At 55.0% G+C, this 19,008-nt stretch carries 12 protein-coding genes; 8 read left to right on the forward strand and 4 right to left on the reverse strand.

Annotated elements, in window-relative coordinates; all coding sequences use genetic code 11:
* Window position 1: 1 nt before the first annotated feature.
* Window positions 2–817, forward strand: coding sequence for a sugar phosphate isomerase/epimerase (locus tag QZX60_RS03875; RefSeq protein WP_295361608.1), 816 nt, complete (start codon window positions 2–4; stop codon window positions 815–817).
* Window positions 818–1,061: 244 nt separating this feature from the next.
* Here the strand turns inward: QZX60_RS03875 and QZX60_RS03880 are convergent, their stop codons facing one another.
* A complete protein-coding gene (locus QZX60_RS03880) occupies window positions 1,062–1,787 on the reverse strand; it encodes an MIP/aquaporin family protein (RefSeq protein ID WP_295361610.1) in 726 nt (241 codons plus the stop codon).
* 289 nt (window positions 1,788–2,076) lie between these two features.
* Here QZX60_RS03880 and QZX60_RS03885 point away from each other — a divergent pair, with 289 nt between their 5' ends.
* On the forward strand, window positions 2,077–5,424 hold the full coding sequence (locus tag QZX60_RS03885) for a PD-(D/E)XK nuclease family protein (RefSeq protein WP_295361612.1): 3,348 nt from the start codon (window positions 2,077–2,079) through the stop codon (window positions 5,422–5,424).
* A complete protein-coding gene (gene addA / locus QZX60_RS03890) occupies window positions 5,408–8,941 on the forward strand; it encodes a helicase-exonuclease AddAB subunit AddA (RefSeq protein ID WP_295361613.1) in 3,534 nt (1,177 codons plus the stop codon). The genes QZX60_RS03885 and addA overlap by 17 nt, the downstream gene beginning before the upstream one ends.
* Window positions 8,942–8,991: 50 nt before the next feature.
* Here the strand turns inward: addA and QZX60_RS03895 are convergent, their stop codons facing one another.
* The 3 genes from QZX60_RS03895 to murC form a co-directional block, all read right to left on the reverse strand.
* Window positions 8,992–9,336 (reverse strand): BMC domain-containing protein, encoded by a 345-nt coding sequence (locus QZX60_RS03895; protein ID WP_295361615.1) that lies wholly within the window; start codon window positions 9,334–9,336, stop codon window positions 8,992–8,994.
* 88 nt (window positions 9,337–9,424) lie between these two features.
* On the reverse strand, window positions 9,425–10,726 hold the full coding sequence (locus QZX60_RS03900) for a patatin-like phospholipase family protein (RefSeq protein ID WP_295361616.1): 1,302 nt from the start codon (window positions 10,724–10,726) through the stop codon (window positions 9,425–9,427).
* A 77-nt stretch (window positions 10,727–10,803) separates the two neighbouring features.
* A complete protein-coding gene (murC, locus tag QZX60_RS03905) occupies window positions 10,804–12,246 on the reverse strand; it encodes a UDP-N-acetylmuramate--L-alanine ligase (protein WP_295361617.1) in 1,443 nt (480 codons plus the stop codon).
* A gap of 267 nt (window positions 12,247–12,513) precedes the next feature.
* On the opposite strand from murC, the gene spoVG reads away from it, so the two are divergent.
* The 5 genes from spoVG to mfd all read left to right on the forward strand — a co-directional run bounded on the left by spoVG (window position 12,514) and on the right by mfd (window position 18,992).
* Window positions 12,514–12,846, forward strand: a complete 333-nt coding sequence (gene spoVG, locus QZX60_RS03910) for a septation regulator SpoVG (RefSeq protein WP_295361619.1) — start codon at window positions 12,514–12,516, stop codon at window positions 12,844–12,846.
* 178 nt (window positions 12,847–13,024) lie between these two features.
* Entirely contained in the window at window positions 13,025–13,972 is a 948-nt protein-coding gene (locus QZX60_RS03915) for a bifunctional N-acetylglucosamine-1-phosphate uridyltransferase/glucosamine-1-phosphate acetyltransferase (protein ID WP_295361621.1), read from the forward strand.
* 37 nt (window positions 13,973–14,009) lie between these two features.
* On the forward strand, window positions 14,010–14,969 hold the full coding sequence (locus tag QZX60_RS03920) for a ribose-phosphate pyrophosphokinase (RefSeq protein WP_295361623.1): 960 nt from the start codon (window positions 14,010–14,012) through the stop codon (window positions 14,967–14,969).
* A gap of 1 nt (window position 14,970) precedes the next feature.
* A complete protein-coding gene (pth, locus tag QZX60_RS03925; protein ID WP_295361624.1) occupies window positions 14,971–15,534 on the forward strand; it encodes an aminoacyl-tRNA hydrolase in 564 nt (187 codons plus the stop codon).
* Between the two features lie 14 nt (window positions 15,535–15,548).
* Complete coding sequence (mfd, locus tag QZX60_RS03930) at window positions 15,549–18,992, forward strand: transcription-repair coupling factor (protein ID WP_295361625.1); 3,444 nt, start codon at window positions 15,549–15,551, stop codon at window positions 18,990–18,992.
* Window positions 18,993–19,008: the final 16 nt, after the last annotated feature.

Consider the following 19,008-nt stretch of genomic DNA (forward strand, 5'->3'; position numbering starts at 1 on the left):
AATGATTACAGATCAACACAACCAAAACTGGACCACGAGCATGTTCTCGTGGTTCGGTTATTTTATGCCCTTTTCCGAGCGGATCGCGGCCATCGCCGACGCCGGCTTCGACGGGGTGATGCTCTCTTGGGAAGATGAAGAGGCACCGCATTTCATATCCCGGTACGATTTCCCAAAGCTGGTGCGGGACGCCGGCCTTTCAATTACGAATTTCCACGCGCCCTTCATCGGCTACAGTCAAATCTGGGAGCGGTCCTTGGAAGAAAACCGAGAGCTTCTCGACTTTCTCGTTCGGATTCTAAAAGATGCGGCGGATTTCGACGTGCCGGCTGTGGTGGTACACACGGTGGACATGGAGCTGGGGAATTACACCTTTGAGAACGGGTACGCCTTTTTCTCGGAGCTGGCGGCAGCCGGCGAGCGGTACGGGGTCGACGTCGCGGTGGAAAACGTTACGCGGCAGTTTCTGCTGTACGAACTCCTCGACCGCATCCAGACGCCCCATTTCGGCTACTGCTACGACACGTCCCACGATTACATGCTGGGCTGCGGCAGCGGCCGCTTGATCGCGGCTTACCCCGATCGGCTCAAAGCGCTGCACTTTTCGGACAACGACAAGACCGTCGATCGGCACTGGATCCCGGGGGAAGGTTTTCTGCCCCTTTCCTCAATCCTTCAGACGCTGGACCGCATGGATTGGCACACGCTTTCCTGCGAGGTGATTGCGCCGTTTTGGTGGCAGACGCGGACGCCGCAGGAATTTTGTGCGGCGGTGCAGAAGGGATTAAAAAAACTGTTAAGAAATCCTAGAGAATAGTTGCAATTCAAAAAGGAATTTGTTATAATTCGTTCCGTCATTGTTCGAAGCTTGTCTTCGGACATTTCATTTCTTTTCCTTATTTTATAGCCGACGCAAGTCGGCTTTTTTATCTGCTTCAAATGATTGTATTCTCACAAAAAAGAAAGGCTGCCTCTTTCGAGACAGCCTTGTGAAAGGTCGCAATAAAATGATAATTATAAATAACGTTTGTGATCAGTTCGTAGGTGAACTAAACTTTAGCTTAGAGCCAGCCAACAACCATGTTGCCGAGCAGAGCGCCAACGATACCGCCTAAGATTGGCATGATACCGGAGATCCACATATAGCCCCAGTTAGCATCCTTCTGATCGTTTGGTTTGATTGGGCAGATTGCGTAAGCAATACGCGGGCCCCAGTCACGGGCAGCGTTCATAGAGAACCCTGTGGTTGCACCAAGTGCAAAACCGATGACCATGATGATTAATGCAACAACAAATGCGGAAGCGCCAGCTGCACCGACTGTTGCTGGAATAGTCTTGATGAAGAACAGCAGGAAGATCGTTGCGAAGAATTCTGAGAATGCGTTTGCGCCCTTGTTGTCAATTGCGCCAGCAGTGCAGAAGATTCCTCTTAACGTTGCGTTGTTCATGTCAGTTGATGCATCAAACTGCGGTTTGTAGAAGAGGTATACGAGGATACCACCGACGATACCGCCGAGAATCTGGCAGATGATGTAGCCAGGAACCATTGCCCAGTCAAAGCCGCCGATAACAGCTAAAGCGATGGTAACGGATGGGTTGAAGTGAGCGCCAGACTGTGCGCCGAAAGCCATAGCCGGCAAGCCAACTGCAAGACCCCAGCCGAGGATTACATAAATAGGACCTGAGCCCTGGAAGTTTGAATGATTAAGTGTGTTGGCAGCGCAGATGCCGTCCCCTAAGACGACGAGCATGATCGTGCCGATAAATTCGGATAAATAAGGAACCATTGTCCATCCCCCTTAAAATATTAAATTATGATAATAGAATTGCATTGTCTGAGCGGCAGGAGAATTCTCCCAAATCTCCTGCCGCGAGATCATTGCGAATCCCTTCACATCCAGTATTATAGAATATCTTAAGGAAAATGTAAAGCCTTTTCATCATAAAATAAAAGATAAAAAATAGAAATAAAAGATAAAAAAATGTTCTGAACATTCAAATTTCTAAATTAATGGTAGAATATATTCTATCACTTATCACATAAAAATCAAGAAATATTTAAGAGGAAAAGTCAAAATGTTGCGATTAATTGCAGGACGATACGACAAAACGCGCCCGACGATGACTCAGTTGATCGATCGGGAAATCGCCGACCGATTAAAGAAAGGCGGACACGCCATGCTGCTCATCGTGCCGGAGCAGTTCACCCTCGGCGCGGAGCAGGCATTGATCCGCGAAGGCGGGCTGAAAGGGCTGATCGGTGTCGACGTGCTCAGCCTCAAGCGGCTGGCCGCCCGCGTATTCGAAGAGGTGGGGCAGCCCAAAGGACAGGCTGTCGACGAGCACGGTAGACAGATGCTGCTGACTCGGGCGGTCCTCGGCTGCGGCCAGGATTTACGCGTCTACCAGAAGAGCGCATCTCAGGCAGGCTTTCAGAAAAAAATAGCGGACTTTATCGGCGAGTTCAAGGACAGCCAGCTGGGCGCGGCAGATCTCGACGCGGCGATGGACAAGGTTGATCCCGACCGGCTGCTGAGCCGAAAGCTCTCCGATATAAAAACGATTTTAACCGCCTACGAGGGACTGCTCGGAGACGAGCGCTTCGACGAGGCAGACCGGGCGGCGCTGGTGGCTGGGGCCGTCGGACAGTCGAAAAGGATCGCCGAGACATGCGTTTATCTCGACGGCTTTCACACCTTCTCCGAGGCGGACTTCAACATCGTCGGCCAGCTCATCGCTACGGCGCCGGAGGTCACGATGACGCTGATCACCGACGACGTCGACAACGGCAGCGACGGCGCGATTTTCGAAATCGCCGAACAGACCAAGCGCCGGATGATTGCGATGGCGAAGGACGCGGGACAGGAGGTGGCTGTGATTGACGCCGGCGAATTGGCCGTGCAGCTGTTCGGCGGCGCGCCAAAGGTCCAGCCGGCCGCAAAGGACTTGGCGCTGCTCGAGGACCAGTGCTTCGCCGCGATCCCTGAATCCTCCGGTGAGGTGCCGGCACACATCCAAATCGTGGAGTGCAGCGATTTGTGGCATGAGTCCGAGGAGGCGGCACGGCAAATTGTCGCGCTGACCCGGGACGAGGGCCTGCATTACGAGGATATCGGCATTCTCGTCGGCAGTCCCGAGACGATGGGCGGCACGATCCGCCGCGTCTTGAGCTTTTACGACATTCCTTGCTTTGTCGACGCGCCGAAATCACTGATCGGACAGCCACTGGTGGACTGCCTGATTGCGGCCTTTGAGGTGGTGGACCGGCACTTCGACACGCGGGACGTCATGGCCTTCGGCAAGTCGCCCTTTTCGCCGGTCGACGCGGCGGACATGATGGATCTGGAAAATTACGCTGTCGTCATCGGGATTGATCACAGCCGGTGGCTCACGCCCTTTGAAAAGGACGCGCCGGATATGCCGCGGCCGATCGCGGAGCTCAACGCCATTCGCGAAACAATCACGGCGCCCCTCGTCGACCTCGAGAAAAGGATGAAGGACGCGAAAACTTATCGGCAGCGCATTGCGGCGGCCCTCGCCTTTTTAGAAGGCCTTGACGTCCAGACAACCCTCGACGCGGCAGCCGCGGCCGCGGTGTCCGATCAGGACTTTGAAAAGGCGTCGACGGCTAATCAGATCTGGAATATCCTGATGACGGTGTTCACGCAGATCGACGCGGCGCTGTCCGACGAGCCCTGTACCCTTGCGGCCTTCATGCAGGTGTTTAAAAACGGCATCGACACCTACGACATCGGGATTCTGCCCGAGGACCCGGACGTCGTCGATGTGACCGACCCGTTCAGAAGCCGCCATCTTGGCAAAAAGGTGATGATCGTCATCGGCGCCAACGAAGGGCTGCTGCCGCCGGACGCCAGCCAGTTTCCGATTCTCTCGGAACGGGAACGGCGGGAAATGGCTGCGGCTGGGCTGGATCTGCACAACGACAGGCGCTACACCCAGGTCCAGAACCAGTACACCCTTTACCTCCAGATCGCGTCGGTCACAGAAAAACTCATCATTTATTACGGCATGAAAGGGGAGGACGGCAAGGCGCTGCGGCGCTCGCGGCTAGTGACGCAGATCTTAAATGTCTTTCCGAAAATGCAGGTCCACTCAGCGCTGTTTTTCGATCCGGAGCAGTCTTGGGACTGGGTCACGGGCTTTGAGGGGACGGAAAACATCGCTCGGTCTCAGGTCAGCGGCAGCGCGCCTCGCGCGCGGGCTGTGGCAAAGCGATTTGACGCGGCGGCGGACGTCAAGGCAGTGGCGGCGCTCGCGCCGTCGTTCTTCGCGCTGGACGACGGCATCGCCGACCAGCTCATCGGCCCGAAGCTGGTGCTCAGCGCGACGGACTGCCGGACGTACAGCGCCTGCGCGTGGCGCTACTTCTTAAGCGCGGAGCTGCGGCCGGTGCCGCGGGAGCCCTTTGAGGTGACGCTGCCGGATATCGGCAACGTCATGCACCGGATGATCGATGCCTTCTTTAAAGAACTGAACGCGTCGGGGACACGGCTCGAGGCGCTGAGTGCCGACGAACGGGACCGCATGACCGACCGCATTTTAAGTGACATCCTGTCTCGAATTCACGGCGCGGTCTTCAACAGCAGCGCGGCCTTCCACTATCAGGGGCGCAAGCTCAGGCGGATGGGCCGGCGCACGATGGGCATGCTCGCCGAACACCTTCAAAAGGGCCGCTTCGAGGTGGTGGACAGCGAACACCCCTTTGCGTACACCCTCGATTCGGAGGGATTGGCCAAGCCCGTCGTCATTCAAGGCAGCATCGACCGCCTCGACCGCATGACCCGGGACGGCGTGAGCTATTACAAGGTCATCGACTACAAAACCGGCAGCGACGCCGTCAAACCGGCCGACATTTATTACGGCCTGTCGCCGCAGCTCCTCGGCTATCTCGAGGCGGCGGTGCGCTACGGCCGCAGCCGGCACGAGGATGCGGAGGCCGCGGCGGGATTCTACTTCCACGTGGCCGACCCGATCACGAACGTCACCGGCGAATCCGAAGAGCAGGCCCGGAAGGATGTGGAAAAGAAATTCCAGATGAGCGGGATTTTCCTCGACAATCAGGCCGTTATCTCGGCATTGGACAGCGAAACTGACGGCGCCTCGAATATTTTCACCGTCGGCAGGAAAACGTCGGATTACCGTTACGCGCCCGAGGGGATGGCCGCGATTTTGTGGAAGAATCAGCAGAATTACCGGGACACGGCCCGGGCGATTCTGTCCGGTGAGATCGCGCCGAACCCTTATATGGTAAAGGATGAAACAGCTTGTAAGAATTGCGGCTGCAGAGAAATCTGCGGCTTTGCCAGAGAAATTGATCCGCGCATTTTTAGGCGGCTCGAGGATATGAATCAGGCGGAATTGCTGGAAAGGATAGAGGAGGAGCAGCATGAAATGGACGACTGAACAGGAAAAGGCGATTGCCACCCGCCACAAAAATCTGCTGGTTTCGGCGGCGGCCGGATCGGGCAAGACGGCGCTTTTAATCGAGCGCATCCGGCGGATGGTCGTCGACGAACAGATCCCCGTCGATTCCCTGCTGATTTTGACCTTCACCCGGGCGGCAGCCGGAGAAATGAAGGAGCGGCTGACCGCGGCGTTCACCGAGAGCCTGCGGCAGACGGACCCGCAGGATCGGGAGCGGGTGCACTGGCTGGTCGAGCAGATGCAGATTCTGCCGACCGCGTCCATCGACACCTTTGACGCCTTCTGCTCCCGGGTCGTTCGGGAATATTTTCAGGAGGTGGACGTGGACCCGGACTATCGCATCGGCGACGCCACTGAGCTTACGATGCTCTACACTCAGGCGCAGGACGAGGTGTTCGAGGCGGCCTACCAGCAGATTCCTGAGGACGGCGGGACGGCCTTCAGCCGATTGGTCGACTGTTACACTACGGCGCGCAGCGATCAGGGGCTCAAGGATCAGGTCGAACGGCTGCGGCATTTTTTAAACGCCTTGCCCGATCCCGAGGCGTGGTGCCGGGACGCCATTGCGGATTTAAAGCAAAGCGGCAGCGATTTTGAGCACTCCAAATGGTACAAGGTGCTCGCGTCCAAATGTGCAGAGGATTTGTCGGCCGCCGAGGCGGAGCTTGACCAGGGGCTCAGCATCATTGAGGGCGACGCGGATTTCGTGAAGACCGAAGCCCAGCTGAAAGCAGAAAAGGCGATGATTGAGGGTGTCCACAGGACACTCGATACTGAGGACTGGTCGACCTTCCGGGCAGCGCTGATGGCCGCGGATTACGACCGTTACAAGGGCAGCCGCAAGAATAAGGAGGACAGCGACCGGGTCAAGGCCCATCGGAACCGCGCCAAGGACATTGTTAAAAAAGGCCTTCAGGCGGATCTCGCCCAGGATCCGGAGGATGAACAGGCCGAGGTTGAGGCCATGGCCGAGGTGATGACAGATCTCATCGCGCTGACGAAAGCTGTCGAGGATCGATTCACCGCCCTTAAAAGAGAGCGGGGCCTTCTCGATTTCGCCGACGTCGACCGGTACGCTTACAGGATCTTAAAGGAGCCGAACATCGCAAAGACCTTTCAGGAAAATTACGAGGCGGTTTTTGTCGACGAGTATCAGGATACCAACGCCCTTCAGGAGGGGATCATCGCGCAGATTCTGCGGCCGGACAATTATTTCATGGTCGGCGACGTGAAGCAGAGCATTTACCGCTTCCGTCAGGCTGACCCGTCGATTTTTATCGATAAATACAACGCCTACGCCACCGATGGCGGCGGGATCAACCAATTGATCACCCTCGGTAAAAATTTCCGCTCCGACAAGGGTGTCGTCGACAGCGTCAACGCGCTGTTCGAAAGGATCATGAGTCCCACATTCGGTCAGATCGCCTACGACGACAAGGCCCGCTTGGTGCAGGGCGCGGAAAGTGCAGGACCGGCGACGCCGACGGTCGTTCGAATTTTTGAAGCGCCGAGCGGGGATCGCCTCGAAAGAGAGGGCGCGTGGATCGCCGACCAGATCGATAGATCAGTGGGGCACCCGATCACCATTGCGAAGACCGGCGAGACCCGAAATCTGCGCTACCGGGACATCGCGATTTTGATGCGCAGCACGGGAGACGGCCGAGGGGAGCAGATCGCACAGATGCTCTCAGACAAAGGCATCCCAGCCTATTACGAAGGGGGCGCGTCTTATTTCAGCACGCCAGAAATCGAATGGGTGCTGGATTTGATCCGCATCGTCGACAACTACCGTCAGGACATGCCGCTGATGACGGTCATGCTCTCGCCGATCGGCGGCTTTTCCGCCGACGAAATGGCGCAGATCCGCATCGCCGGCGGGGACAAGACGTTTTACGAATGTGTGGACGCCGTCAGCGCTCAGGGGACGCCCCTCGGCGTGAAGGTTCGGCGCTGGCTCGACCAGCTCGCCAAATGGCGCACCCTGGCCTACGGTGCGGAGGTGTCCGACTTTTTGTGGCAGCTCTACACCGAAACGGGATTTTACATCTGGGCCGGCAGTCTGCCGGGCGGTGCCCAGCGGCAGAAAAACCTCGACGCGCTGATCGACAAGGCGCAGGATTATCAATCGTCGACCCTTCACGGCATTTTCCGATTCGTAGATTACGTCAAGCAGGTCCAGAAGCGCACCGACGGCAGTGAAGCGCCGGGCATCCTCAGCGAAAACGACGACGTCGTGCGGATCATGACGATTCACAAAAGCAAGGGCCTCGAATTTCCGGTCGTCTTTCTGGCCGATACGGCTCACCAGTTTAACCAGACCGACAGCACAGCCTCGATCATTCTGGACAAGGATCTCGGCATCAGCCCGGAATACATCGACGGGGAAAAACGCATCCGCCGAAAGACGATGGTACACCAGATCGCGGCGTATAAGAATAAGATGGATAATCTCGCCGAGGAAATGCGCCTGCTCTACGTTGCGATGACCCGGGCGATGGAACGGCTTGTCATTACCGGCGGCGTCAGCAATTTGGAAAAGGCGGAGAAAAAATGGGATAACCCCTGCGACGTGTCGCGCCTGAAGGCGTGCCGCAGCCCGCTGGATTGGATCATGCTCGCGCTCTACAGCCCAAACAGCGCGGGCGGCGCGGACAGTGCGGCCTTTAAGATCATCACCGGCGGCGAGGAAGAGGCAGAAACGCCGGCGGATGTGCGTCCTGCGGCGCCAGAGGCAGCCTGCTCTGAAGAAGACCTCGCGGAAATTGACCGCCGGATGGCCTGGCGCTACCCGAAAAAGAGCGGCAGGCGGCTGCCGTCGAAGATCAGCGTCACCGAGGTCGAGGCCCTGAGACAGCAGGATCGTCCTCAGGAAAAAATCGTTGAACGAAAACCTGTGCCCGACTTTCTGCGCGAGGCAGAGGATCAGTCCCCCGCGTTCACCGCGGCGGAATTGGGAACCGGCGTGCACACGGTGCTCAGGCACCTGAATTTGGAAAAATTGCGGGAAATACCGGACGACAAGATGCAGGACGCGGTCAAAGCCGAGGGCGAAGCGATGGCTGGGCGCGGTCAAATCGACGAGGCGCTGTTTGAGGCAACCATTAAAAACGGCGGCCTCGCCCACGCAGCGGCCTTTATGACTTCGAAACTTGGCCGGCGGATGGCGGCTGCCAGCCGGGTCGAACGGGAATGGCCCTTCGATTTGGAAATGCCGTCAGATAAAATTGCGCCGGATCTGGCTGAGCCTAGCGTGCTGCTCCAGGGGATGATCGATTGCTGCTTTTTGGAAGAACGCGGCGGCGAAAAAGGTTGGATTCTGCTGGACTACAAGACGGACCGCTGGCAGGATCGGGAAATCGGTAGGCAGAGATCTGTCCAAAAGTACAAGACCCAGATTGAAATCTACCGGCAGGCGTTAGAGGCATTGACGCCTTACCCGGTGTGGGAAAGCTATTTGTGCTTTTTGACGATGGAAACGTGCATAAAAATAGGCTGAAGGGTGAACCTTCAGCCTTATTTTTGTGACGTGACAAACAAACGCCGCGCTTATTGGATGCCGGCCATGACCTTTTCGCGGCCCGGGTGATCCTTTTCGTTGAGAATCGCCTTGAGTGCGGTCTGCACCGAACGGATCTTGCCCATGATGCCGATCGTAATGAAAGACTGGGGGCAGTTGCCGACGATTTCGTACGCGCCGACGTCGCTGGCCTTGACGGCGATATCCGCGCAGTACAGCATATCTGGAATGCTACCTTGAACGAGGAGCACAGCGCCGACGCCTTCTTCGCCGAATTCGTCCATAGCCTTGCGCTGGTCGGGGCGCATCTTCCCGCGGATGATGCGGATCGTGTTGTCATCCGGTTTTGAAATAAATTGATATTTAACGTTCATTGGAATCCCTCTTGTTGTTTAAATAATACATCTCTTCTGTTTATCATATAATGAATATAAACGGTTTGCAAGTTAATATTTTACACGATTATGCAAAATTTAGCGCAATGGCCTGAATGTAGTAGAAGGTGATCAGGCTTAAAATCATTTCGGGAGCAGCCTGTTCTCTGAAGGCGTCGATCTGTTCGACCGACAGGGATTCGGGATGGACGGCGATCGCTCGAACACAGTCGAAAAAATTCGACTCCTGGACGTCACTGGCAGACGGCGCGTTGATCTTGAGGGTCTGTTCGGCCCAGTCTAAAATTTCAAAGATCAGCTGATCGGGCATGTAAATCTTGAGCTTTGGCACCTGGATGGTCCAGGCCGTCATTTCAAGCATCGCGAGAATCGTATTGTCGGACTTGCGCCAGCTCGATCGGTTCATCAGCGCCAAAATCTTTTCCAAGATGTCGACCTGTTCCAGAGACGTGTAGGGCTTGTCGATGCCCAGCAGCGCCATCAAAATCTGGCGTTCCAGCGGCGGCTGCGGCGGAAAGCCGATGTGCGCCACCACCAGATCGAAAAACTGATGGGGACCGTAAGGGTTGATGTAAAGCTTGCGGCCGGTCAGCTGGCCCAGCGCCTTGAGGGTGTCGAGATAGCCGAGCTTGGCGTGCCGCTGGTGATCCTGGCCGTTCGCCGCCGCATTTTCCGGAGCGGAAAGGTCGAGATATTCCGAGCTCTGGATCGTCAAGAAAGACAGATCCCGCTGATTTTTGCGCACCGCTCGGCGCACCTCCACAGGGGAGTAGCCGACGGCCATCAGCTTTCTGCAGGGGAGAAGGACCGCCGTTTCAAGGGGAAGCTCGGACAAAAAGCCGGCTTCGAAGTAGGTAGCGTCCTGATCTCTCTGGGTGCGGAAAACTGGGAAAACTGCGCCGAGGAGCAGCGTCGGAATGAGCTGCCCGTTGGGAATCTCCTCGATCGTGCGTTTGACGATGCTCAGACTCTGCGGGTCGATGGTGGTGAGTATTAACCGGCAGGAGGAGCGTCGGATGATGGCCTCGTCGAGATAGCGGGACAAGGTCCGCCGCAAAGGTATGGCCTTCTGCACGAAGGTTTGTAAAAACTGAAGGCGAAAATCGTGAAAATTGAGATCCGACCAGTACTGCAGGTAGAGACCGGCAATGCTGTCGTTGAGCGCTGTGATCTTTTCGAGCACCGCGTCAGAAAGGAATTGAGAAATCTGATGGAGGTCTTTTTGGGCGATTAAGGCCGCAGCAATCCCCCCGATTGACGAACTGGCCACCCAATCCAAATGAAGGTTCGATTCGTTTAAAGCCTGCCAGGCGCCCAGCTGAAAATCCGCCTGAGCGCCGTTCCCGTTTAAGAGCAATCCGTATCTCATGATTTCGTCAATTCCTTTTTAATTCTGGTTGAACTGATTTGACTTGTTTTTTTAATTTTATTTTATCTTTTTAATGATTAGGCATCAGGTAACTTGTAGGGCGCATTCGGGTATTTTTCACGCAATGCGTCGACGAGCATGTACGCGACCTTGTTGATATCCCCGGCGCCGGCGACGAGCACCAGATCGCCCTTTTCGAGATTGTCGGTTAAGAATTTGGTGATATCTTCAAATTCGGAAATCACAACCGTCGGCACGTGGTGGCGCTGCTTGATGCGCTTGGCCAAATCTTCCGGGAAGATGTCCCATTCGTTGGTTTCCCGGTTGGAATAAATTTCACTGATGACAAGCTTGTCCACCTGATTGAATGAGTCGACAAATTCGTCGAACAGGTAGTAGATCCGAGAGTAGGAATGGGGCTGATACACGACCCAGAGATTGTTGTGTTCGTGGTGCAGGCAGGCGTCGATGACGACCTTGAGCTCGGTCGGATGATGGGCGTAGTCTTCGTAGACGTTGATGCCGTCCACCTGGCCGCGGAATTCGAAACGGCGTTTGGCACCGCTGAACTGGTCGAGGGCTTTTTCGATCGCTTCCGTACCGACGCCGAGATAGTCGGCGCAGGCGATGCAGGCCAGCGCGTTAAGCACGTTGTGCTGCCCCGGCACGCGCAGCTGATAGTGGCCGGCAAAGGTGCCGCCGTGATACGCGTCAAAAGCCGGGTTGCCATTGCTGTCGTATTCGATGTTTTTCGCGACCCAGTCGTTTTTGTCACTGAGACCGTAAGTGACGACCTGGCATTTTAAATCCTTGACTGCGTCGAGCACGTCCTGAGAGTCACCCCAGGCGATCATCAAGCCGTCCGGCGGGATGATTTCGCCGAATTTGTGGAAGGAATGCTTGATCTGTTCGAGACCGCCCTTGAAATAGTCGAGGTGGTCTTCTTCGATGTTGGTGATGATCCCGATGTTGTGGGAGGTTTTCAGGAAGGAGTCGACGTATTCGCAGGATTCAATGACAAAGTAATCGCTCTGTCCGAGGGCAGCGTTGCCGCCGAAAACCGGAATGTTGCCGCCGATGCTGACCGACGGATCGAGGTCCGCACAGTGAAGAATGGTCGCAATCATCGAGGAAGTCGTCGTTTTGCCGTGAGTGCCGGCGACGCCAATGGTTTTCGGGAAAATTTCAGAAAGCAGCCCGAGGTAATCGGCCCGTTCTACTTTCGGGATACCGAGGGCGTCGGCGGCGACCATTTCCGGATTGTCCGGATGGATCGCGGCGGTATAAACCACCAGATCGATGCCGTCGTGAATATTTTCGGCTTTCTGGCCGATGTGGACCACAGCGCCGCGGCTGGAGAGCAATTCTGTATATTTCGAATTTACCTGATCAGAGCCTTCGACATGGAACCCCTGTTCAAGGGCAATTTTCGCCAGACCGCTCATACTGCTGCCGCCGATGCCGATGAAATAGACCGTTTCAATAGGGTGGCCATATTTTTCAGACAAATGTTTTTTCATATCATGCTTTGATGATACTGAAATTGTATTTCCTTTTATATCCAATCTTATCTCCTTTTTACATTTATGAAAAAAGATTTTTCATTTATTATATCAATAGACTATGGTGAACGCAAATACTTATCAATTTGTCATTTTTTCTTTTGAAAATTAATCTGACAAAAAGATTAAAAATGGTTTAAAATAAATCGATTTTATGATAACATATACATATAAAAAAAGCGTGGCTATGACTTTTAGGAAAAACTGCGGAAGGGGGGCCGAAAAATGACGATTACAGATATTCGCGTCCGAAAAATCTATCCAACAGGGAAAATGCGCGGCATTGTCTCAGTCACTTTTGACGATGAGTTTGTTGTGCACGACATCAAAGTAATTGAAGGACAGAATGGATTCTTTATCGCAATGCCGAGTCGAAAGACGCCTGAAGGTGAATTCAAAGACATCTGCCATCCGATCAAGTCGGAAATGCGCAAGATGATGCAGGATGCTGTTCTGGCAGCGTACGACGAAGCCGCGAAAGCGCAGCAGGAAGAGGAAAACAGTCAAGATCAAGAAAATGAATCGCACACGTTAGAAGTAGATTACGAAGAAGAGTGAAGTTAACAAAGAGGAGGCTTGGACCTTCTCTTTTTTTGTTTGCGTGGCGCCAGAAAAAGATTATCGGCAAAAATCAAATTTATCCGGTGGACTTTTTTGAGATAAAAAGGTATGATAGGAAATAATTGGGCTTTTATGTTTTAAACCTGAAATCATTGGATAGGAAAGATTTGAAAAGATGAAGCAAACAAAAGCAGTTATTTTAGCGGCCGGGAAGGGCACGCGCATGCGCTCCCGAATGGCTAAAGTCCTGCACCCGATCTGTGGAAAGACTTTGATCGACCACGTCATCAACGCCAACCGAGAAGCCGGCATTCAGGAGATTGCGGCGGTCATCGGCTATCAGGCTGACGCGGTAAGCGCGGCGCTGCCGAAGGACGTCATGAGCTTCGAGCAGACCGAGCAGCTAGGTACTGGCCACGCGGTGATGCAGGCCCTTCCGTTTTTTGAGGGATTCGACGGCAACGTGCTGATTCTCGTCGGCGACGCCCCGCTGATTCGAAGCGAAACCCTCGAAAAACTGATCGAGGCGCACGAGGCGGGCGGCTACGCGGCGACGGTGCTGACGGCCAATTTTGACGATCCAACCGGCTACGGCAGAATGGTCAAGGATGGCGACGAGCTCGTTAAAATCGTGGAACAGAAGGACGCCACGCCGGAGGAACAGCAGATTCACGAAATCAATTCTGGGATGTACTGCTTCGACGCGGCGGCGCTCTGCGATGCGCTGTCAAAAATGACCAACGACAACGCACAGCACGAATACTACCTGACCGACAGCATTGAAATACTGAGGTCGGAAGGAAAACGCGTCGGCACTTTCCCGACGCCGGATTACCGGGATATCGTCGCGGTGAACTCCAAGGCCCAGCTCGCGCAGGCGGCGGCCATTATGCGGGACCGCATCAACGAAAAATGGATGGATGCCGGCGCTTTGATTGTCGACCCAAAACAGACGTATTTGAGCTGTGAGACGACGGTCGGCCAGGATGCGGTGATTTATCCAGGCGTCATTACTGTCGGCAAAGTCCACATCGGTGCGGGCGCGGTGGTCTACCCGTCAGTCATTGAAAATCGGGATATCGCCGACGGCGAAATTGTTCAAGCCTATCAACAACTGCAGTAATAGTTAAAGGATTCTACACTGGAGGATTTTATCAAAAATGGATGGAAATTTTAGCGGAACAAAGATCATTACGGGCAACGGCAACAAAAAGCTGGCTCAAGACATCGCTGCGTATTTGGAACTGCCCCTCTGCAACGCAGAAGTGCTGCATTTCAGCGACGGCGAAATTGGTCTGAACATTCACGAATCGGTCAGAGGCTCGGACGTTTTCGTTATTCAGCCGACCAGCGCGCCCTGCAATGACAACCTGATGGAGCTTTTGATCCTGATCGACGCGCTGAAACGCGCATCTGCGGGCAGAATTACCGCCGTCATGCCTTACTTCGGCTACGCCAGACAGGACCGCAAGGCGAAATCCCACGATCCGATTACGGCGAAGCTCGTCGCGAATTTGATCACGACCGCAGGCGCTGACCGCATTCTGACAATGGACCTGCACTCCAATCAGATTCAGGGATTCTTTGACATTCCTCTGGACCACCTGGCAGGCGGCAGCATCATCGCCCAGTATTTCGCCGCGGAAAACCTCGACAACCTGACAGTTGTCGCGCCAGACGCGGGCTCCGTGAAGCGGACGCGTAAGCTGGCCAGAGCCTTGGGCGTTCCTTTTGCGATCATCGACAAGGAAAGACCGAAACCAAACGAAGCGGAAATCATGGGCGTCATCGGTGAAGTTGAAGGCAAAAACTGTATCATGATCGACGATATGATCGACACCGCCGGCACGATCACTGCTGGGGCCAATGCCATCATGAAGCTCGGCGCAGCATCAGTCAGAGCGGGCTGCACCCACGGCGTTTTCTCCGGCCCAGCCATGGAACGCATTGAAAAATCTGCGCTGGAAGAAATCGTCACCCTCGATACCATCGAAATTCCGGAAAGCAAGAAAATCGACAAGCTGAAAATTTTGTCAACGGCAGACGTCTTCGCACGCGCCATCGATTACATCCACCTCGGACGTCCGCTGAGCCGCCTCTTCACAGGAAGCTACAGCTAATATGTACATCATTGCAGGACTCGGAAATCCAGGCCCACGTTATGCGAATACCCGGCATAACGTGGGCTTTATGACAATTGATACTTTGGCAGAGAAATGGTCGGTTGACGTCAGTAAATCTGAACATCAGGGCCTGACCGGGACGGCGCGCATCGGCGGCGAAAAGGTCATGCTCGTCAAGCCCCAGACCTACATGAACGAAAGCGGGCGCTGCGTCGGCGAGCTGGTTCGGTTTTACAAAATCGATCTGGATCATTTAGTGGTGATTTACGACGACATCGATCTAGACCCGGGACATCTGCGGATTCGGAAAAAGGGCGGCGCCGGTACGCACAACGGAATGAAATCGGTGGTTGCCGCACTCGGAGGCGGCAATTTCCCGCGCGTCCGCATTGGCGTCGGCGCTCAGCCGCCGGAGTGGGATTTGGCGGATTATGTCCTTGAAAATTTGTCGGGCGATGCGGAAAAAACGATCAAGGCGGCGGTCGATCAGGCGGCGAAGGCGGCGGAGATGATCGTCACTGACGGCGTCGATCTGGCCATGAACCGCATGAACGTGCATTAACAGAGTGATCTGAAATGAATCGGGAAATTTACAATTTTTTTGATACCAAAGCGAGCCGGGCGATCATCAAAAGCCTGAAATCCGGACAGTCTATCAACCTTTCAAACGTCAAAGATGGTTTGAAAGGTTTTTTGTCGTTGTTCATCGCGGATCAGCTCAAGATGCGTGTGCTCTACATCGCGCCGACGGATGTCGAAGCGGAAAAGCGGGCACAGAAAATCGCGACCTGGGACGCGGCACACACGCTGTACTTTCCGACAAAGCCGGTGCACGATTATTTCACCGACGCCCACAGCAGCGAAATCACGGAAAAACGCATGGCCGCGCTGGATCGGCTGCTTTTTGGCCGCAGCCACGATGTAGTTGTCACATCGATTCAGGCGCTGATGCAGAAAATGCCGGCGGCATCTGACTTTAAAAAGAAGATCTTGACGGTGAAGGCGGGCCAGCAGATGGACCCGATGACCCTCACAAGGCAGCTGGCCGATCTCGGCTACGTCGATGCGGATCAGGTCGAGGCCCGCGGCCAGTTTGCCCGGCGCGGCGAAATCGTCGACTGCTTTCCGATGAACGCGAAGCAGCCGATGCGCATCGATTTTTTCGACGACGAGATCGAGAGTATTGCGCCCTTTGATATTCGCTCGCAGCGCAGTGAGGCGGAGGTCAAGCGTGCGGTGATTCTGCCGGCGGACGAAAACGCGATGCCGGCTGCAGAACAGAAGGCGCGCTTAAATCAAATCGTGAAGCGGTACGGGCAGGACCCGGGCTACGAGGAACGGCTCGGCACGATCGCCGCGGCGCCCGCCGACTATCTCGAGGTGTTAAACGCCTTTGGAGACAGCGAAGGCGGTTCTTTGAGCGCTTACCTTGGGCCCCATTGGGCGGTGTTCTGGGACGACCGCGAACACTGCGGGAACAGCGCGGACGCCTTCCTCGAAAAGACCTTTCAGGATTTTGAAAGTCTCTTGGACGAAAAGCTGATGTTCCCAGAGGAACAGGATAAATTTTTCGATTTTGCGTCCTGCTGCAGCTTTTTAGAGGGGCATCCCTCGGCGGACGCCCGGCTTTTTTCCGAGGGCACGAAGGACAAGGGCATCGATTGCGATTCAAAGAGTGTCGAGAGCTTCGCCGGAAGACTGCCCCTTTTTGCCGAATACACCAAACGGCAGATTGATGCTGGCAGTCGGGTTGCCATCTGCTGCCGGGACAAAAAGGGCGAGAAACAAATGCGGGAGGTGCTCGCGTCTTACGACATCGCTGAATTCAGCGACGGACAGACGCCAGGTGTACTTTTCCTGAAGGGTGATATCTCCGAGGGCTTTGAGCTGCCGGGGGCGCGGCTCGTCTTTCTGAGACAGCAGGAAATCTTAAAGGAAGGCCGAAAAAAGAAACGCCGACGCCAGTTAAAAAACGCGCGGAAAATCGATTCCTTTACGAGCTTGTCCATCGGCGACTACGTCGTCCACGACATTCACGGGATCGGCATCTACCAAGGCATCCAGAAGATGACCTTCGGCGACACGACAAAGGATATGATGGTCATCGCTTATCACGGCGACGACAAGCTCTATCTGCCGGTGGAACAGATGGACGCGATCCAGGTTTATATCGGAACTGGCGGCGACCGCAAGCCCAAGGTCAACACCCTTGGCCGTCCGGACTGGAGCCGGACGAAATCGAAGGCGAAAAAAGCGGTCGAGGAAATGGCCGACGATTTGATCGCCTTGTACGCGGCCAGACGCCAGGCCAAGGGCTTCGCCTTCAGCGCCGACACGCCCTGGCAGAAGGAGTTTGAAGACCGCTTTCCGTACGAGGAGACGGACGATCAGCTCCGCTGCATTGAGGAAATCAAGGCCGATATGGAAAAGCCAGTGCCGATGGACCGGCTGCTCTGCGGCGACGTGGGCTACGGCAAAACGGAAGTGGCGCTTCGAGCCGCGTTCAAGGCAATTATGGACAACAAGCAGGTGGCCTTCCTCGCACCGACGACGATTTTGGCCCAGCAGCATTACCAGACGATGATCGAGCGCTTCAAGGGCTTTCCGATTACGGTTGAGGTCCTCAGCCGGTTCAGAACGCCAAAGCAGCAGAAGGAGATCGTCAAGGATCTGGCCGCGGGGCGGATCGATCTGATTGTCGGCACCCATCGGCTGCTGTCCAAGGACATTCAGTTCAAGGATCTGGGCCTCCTCGTCGTCGACGAGGAACAGCGCTTCGGCGTCAAATCCAAGGAAAAGCTCAAAAGCTTTAAGGAAAACGTCGATACGCTGACGCTGTCGGCGACGCCGATCCCAAGAACGCTGCACATGTCGATGTCCGGCATCCGAGACATGAGCATCCTCTCCGAGCCGCCTGCAGGCAGACGGCCGGTGCGCACCTACGTGCTCCGGAAAAATCCGGTGGTGCTTGGCGACGCGATCGAGCAGGAGCTGGATCGGGGTGGACAGGTTTTCTTCGTCCACAACCGAATCAAGGACATTCAGGAAACGGCAGCGCAGATCGCGCGGATGGCGCCCAACGCGCGGATCGTCGTGGCCCACGGACGCATGACGCCGGATACCATCGAAACCATCATGAGCCGTTTCCTGAATCGGGAATACGACGTGCTGGTCACGACGGCGATCGTCGAATCCGGGCTCGACATCAAAAACGCGAACACGATGATCGTCGACGACGGCGACAAAATGGGTCTGTCCCAGCTGTATCAGCTCAGAGGACGGGTCGGGCGCTCCAACCGCCAGTCCTACTGCTACATTTTGTACGACAGGCAGGTGCTGTCCGAGGTGGCACAGAAGCGGCTCAAGGCGATCAAGGACTTTACGGCCTTCGGGTCGGGGTTCAAAATCGCGATGCGGGATCTCGAAATCCGCGGTGCCGGCAATATTCTCGGCGCGGCGCAGTCGGGCCACATGTTCAACATCGGTTACGAAATGTACTGCAGAATTCTCGAAGAAACGGTGGCCGAACACATGGGCGGCCAGGTCGAACACAAGGAAGCAGTGCCGGTAAAGATCGCGATGAACGTCGACGCCTTTATCCCCGAAAAATACATCGCAAGCGAAGTGGTTAAATACGACGTGTACAAGAAAATCGCAACCATTTCCGACGAAGAGGACGCCCGCATGGTCGAGGACGAATTGACCGACCGCTTTGGGAAAATGCCTCAGTCCGTTCAGAATCTGCTGACGCTGTCGCTGATGAGCAGTCTGGCCGGCGCCCATCAAATTACCGAAATTCGGGAAAAGGGAGACAAAATCTTGTTTTTCTTCGACGAAAAAGCAACGATCGAGATGCCGAACGGCGCGGTGATTCAAAAACTGTTTGACCAATTCGATATTAAATTCAAGGGCGATCCCCGTCGGGATAATGTCTGGTCCATCGGCGTTCGGGGTCAAAATGCCAGAATGCGGTGCCGAACGGTCATCAAATTTCTTAAAATGTGGAATGGCCAGGCCTAAATATGATATGATTACA

Source organism: uncultured Pseudoramibacter sp., assembly GCF_903789625.1.
GTDB classification, from domain to species: domain Bacteria; phylum Bacillota; class Clostridia; order Eubacteriales; family Eubacteriaceae; genus Pseudoramibacter; species Pseudoramibacter fermentans.

Coding starts and splice junctions, on each gene's coding strand:
- addA (WP_295361613.1), top strand. CDS start 5,408: ATGAAATGGACGACTGAACAGGAAAAGGCGATTGCCACCCGCCACAAA.
- QZX60_RS03880 (WP_295361610.1), bottom strand. CDS start 1,787: ATGGTTCCTTATTTATCCGAATTTATCGGCACGATCATGCTCGTCGTC.
- murC (WP_295361617.1), bottom strand. CDS start 12,246: ATGAAAAAACATTTGTCTGAAAAATATGGCCACCCTATTGAAACGGTC.
- QZX60_RS03920 (WP_295361623.1), top strand. CDS start 14,010: ATGGATGGAAATTTTAGCGGAACAAAGATCATTACGGGCAACGGCAAC.
- QZX60_RS03915 (WP_295361621.1), top strand. CDS start 13,025: ATGAAGCAAACAAAAGCAGTTATTTTAGCGGCCGGGAAGGGCACGCGC.
- spoVG (WP_295361619.1), top strand. CDS start 12,514: ATGACGATTACAGATATTCGCGTCCGAAAAATCTATCCAACAGGGAAA.
- QZX60_RS03875 (WP_295361608.1), top strand. CDS start 2: ATGATTACAGATCAACACAACCAAAACTGGACCACGAGCATGTTCTCG.
- QZX60_RS03885 (WP_295361612.1), top strand. CDS start 2,077: ATGTTGCGATTAATTGCAGGACGATACGACAAAACGCGCCCGACGATG.
- pth (WP_295361624.1), top strand. CDS start 14,971: ATGTACATCATTGCAGGACTCGGAAATCCAGGCCCACGTTATGCGAAT.
- QZX60_RS03895 (WP_295361615.1), bottom strand. CDS start 9,336: ATGAACGTTAAATATCAATTTATTTCAAAACCGGATGACAACACGATC.
- mfd (WP_295361625.1), top strand. CDS start 15,549: ATGAATCGGGAAATTTACAATTTTTTTGATACCAAAGCGAGCCGGGCG.
- QZX60_RS03900 (WP_295361616.1), bottom strand. CDS start 10,726: ATGAGATACGGATTGCTCTTAAACGGGAACGGCGCTCAGGCGGATTTT.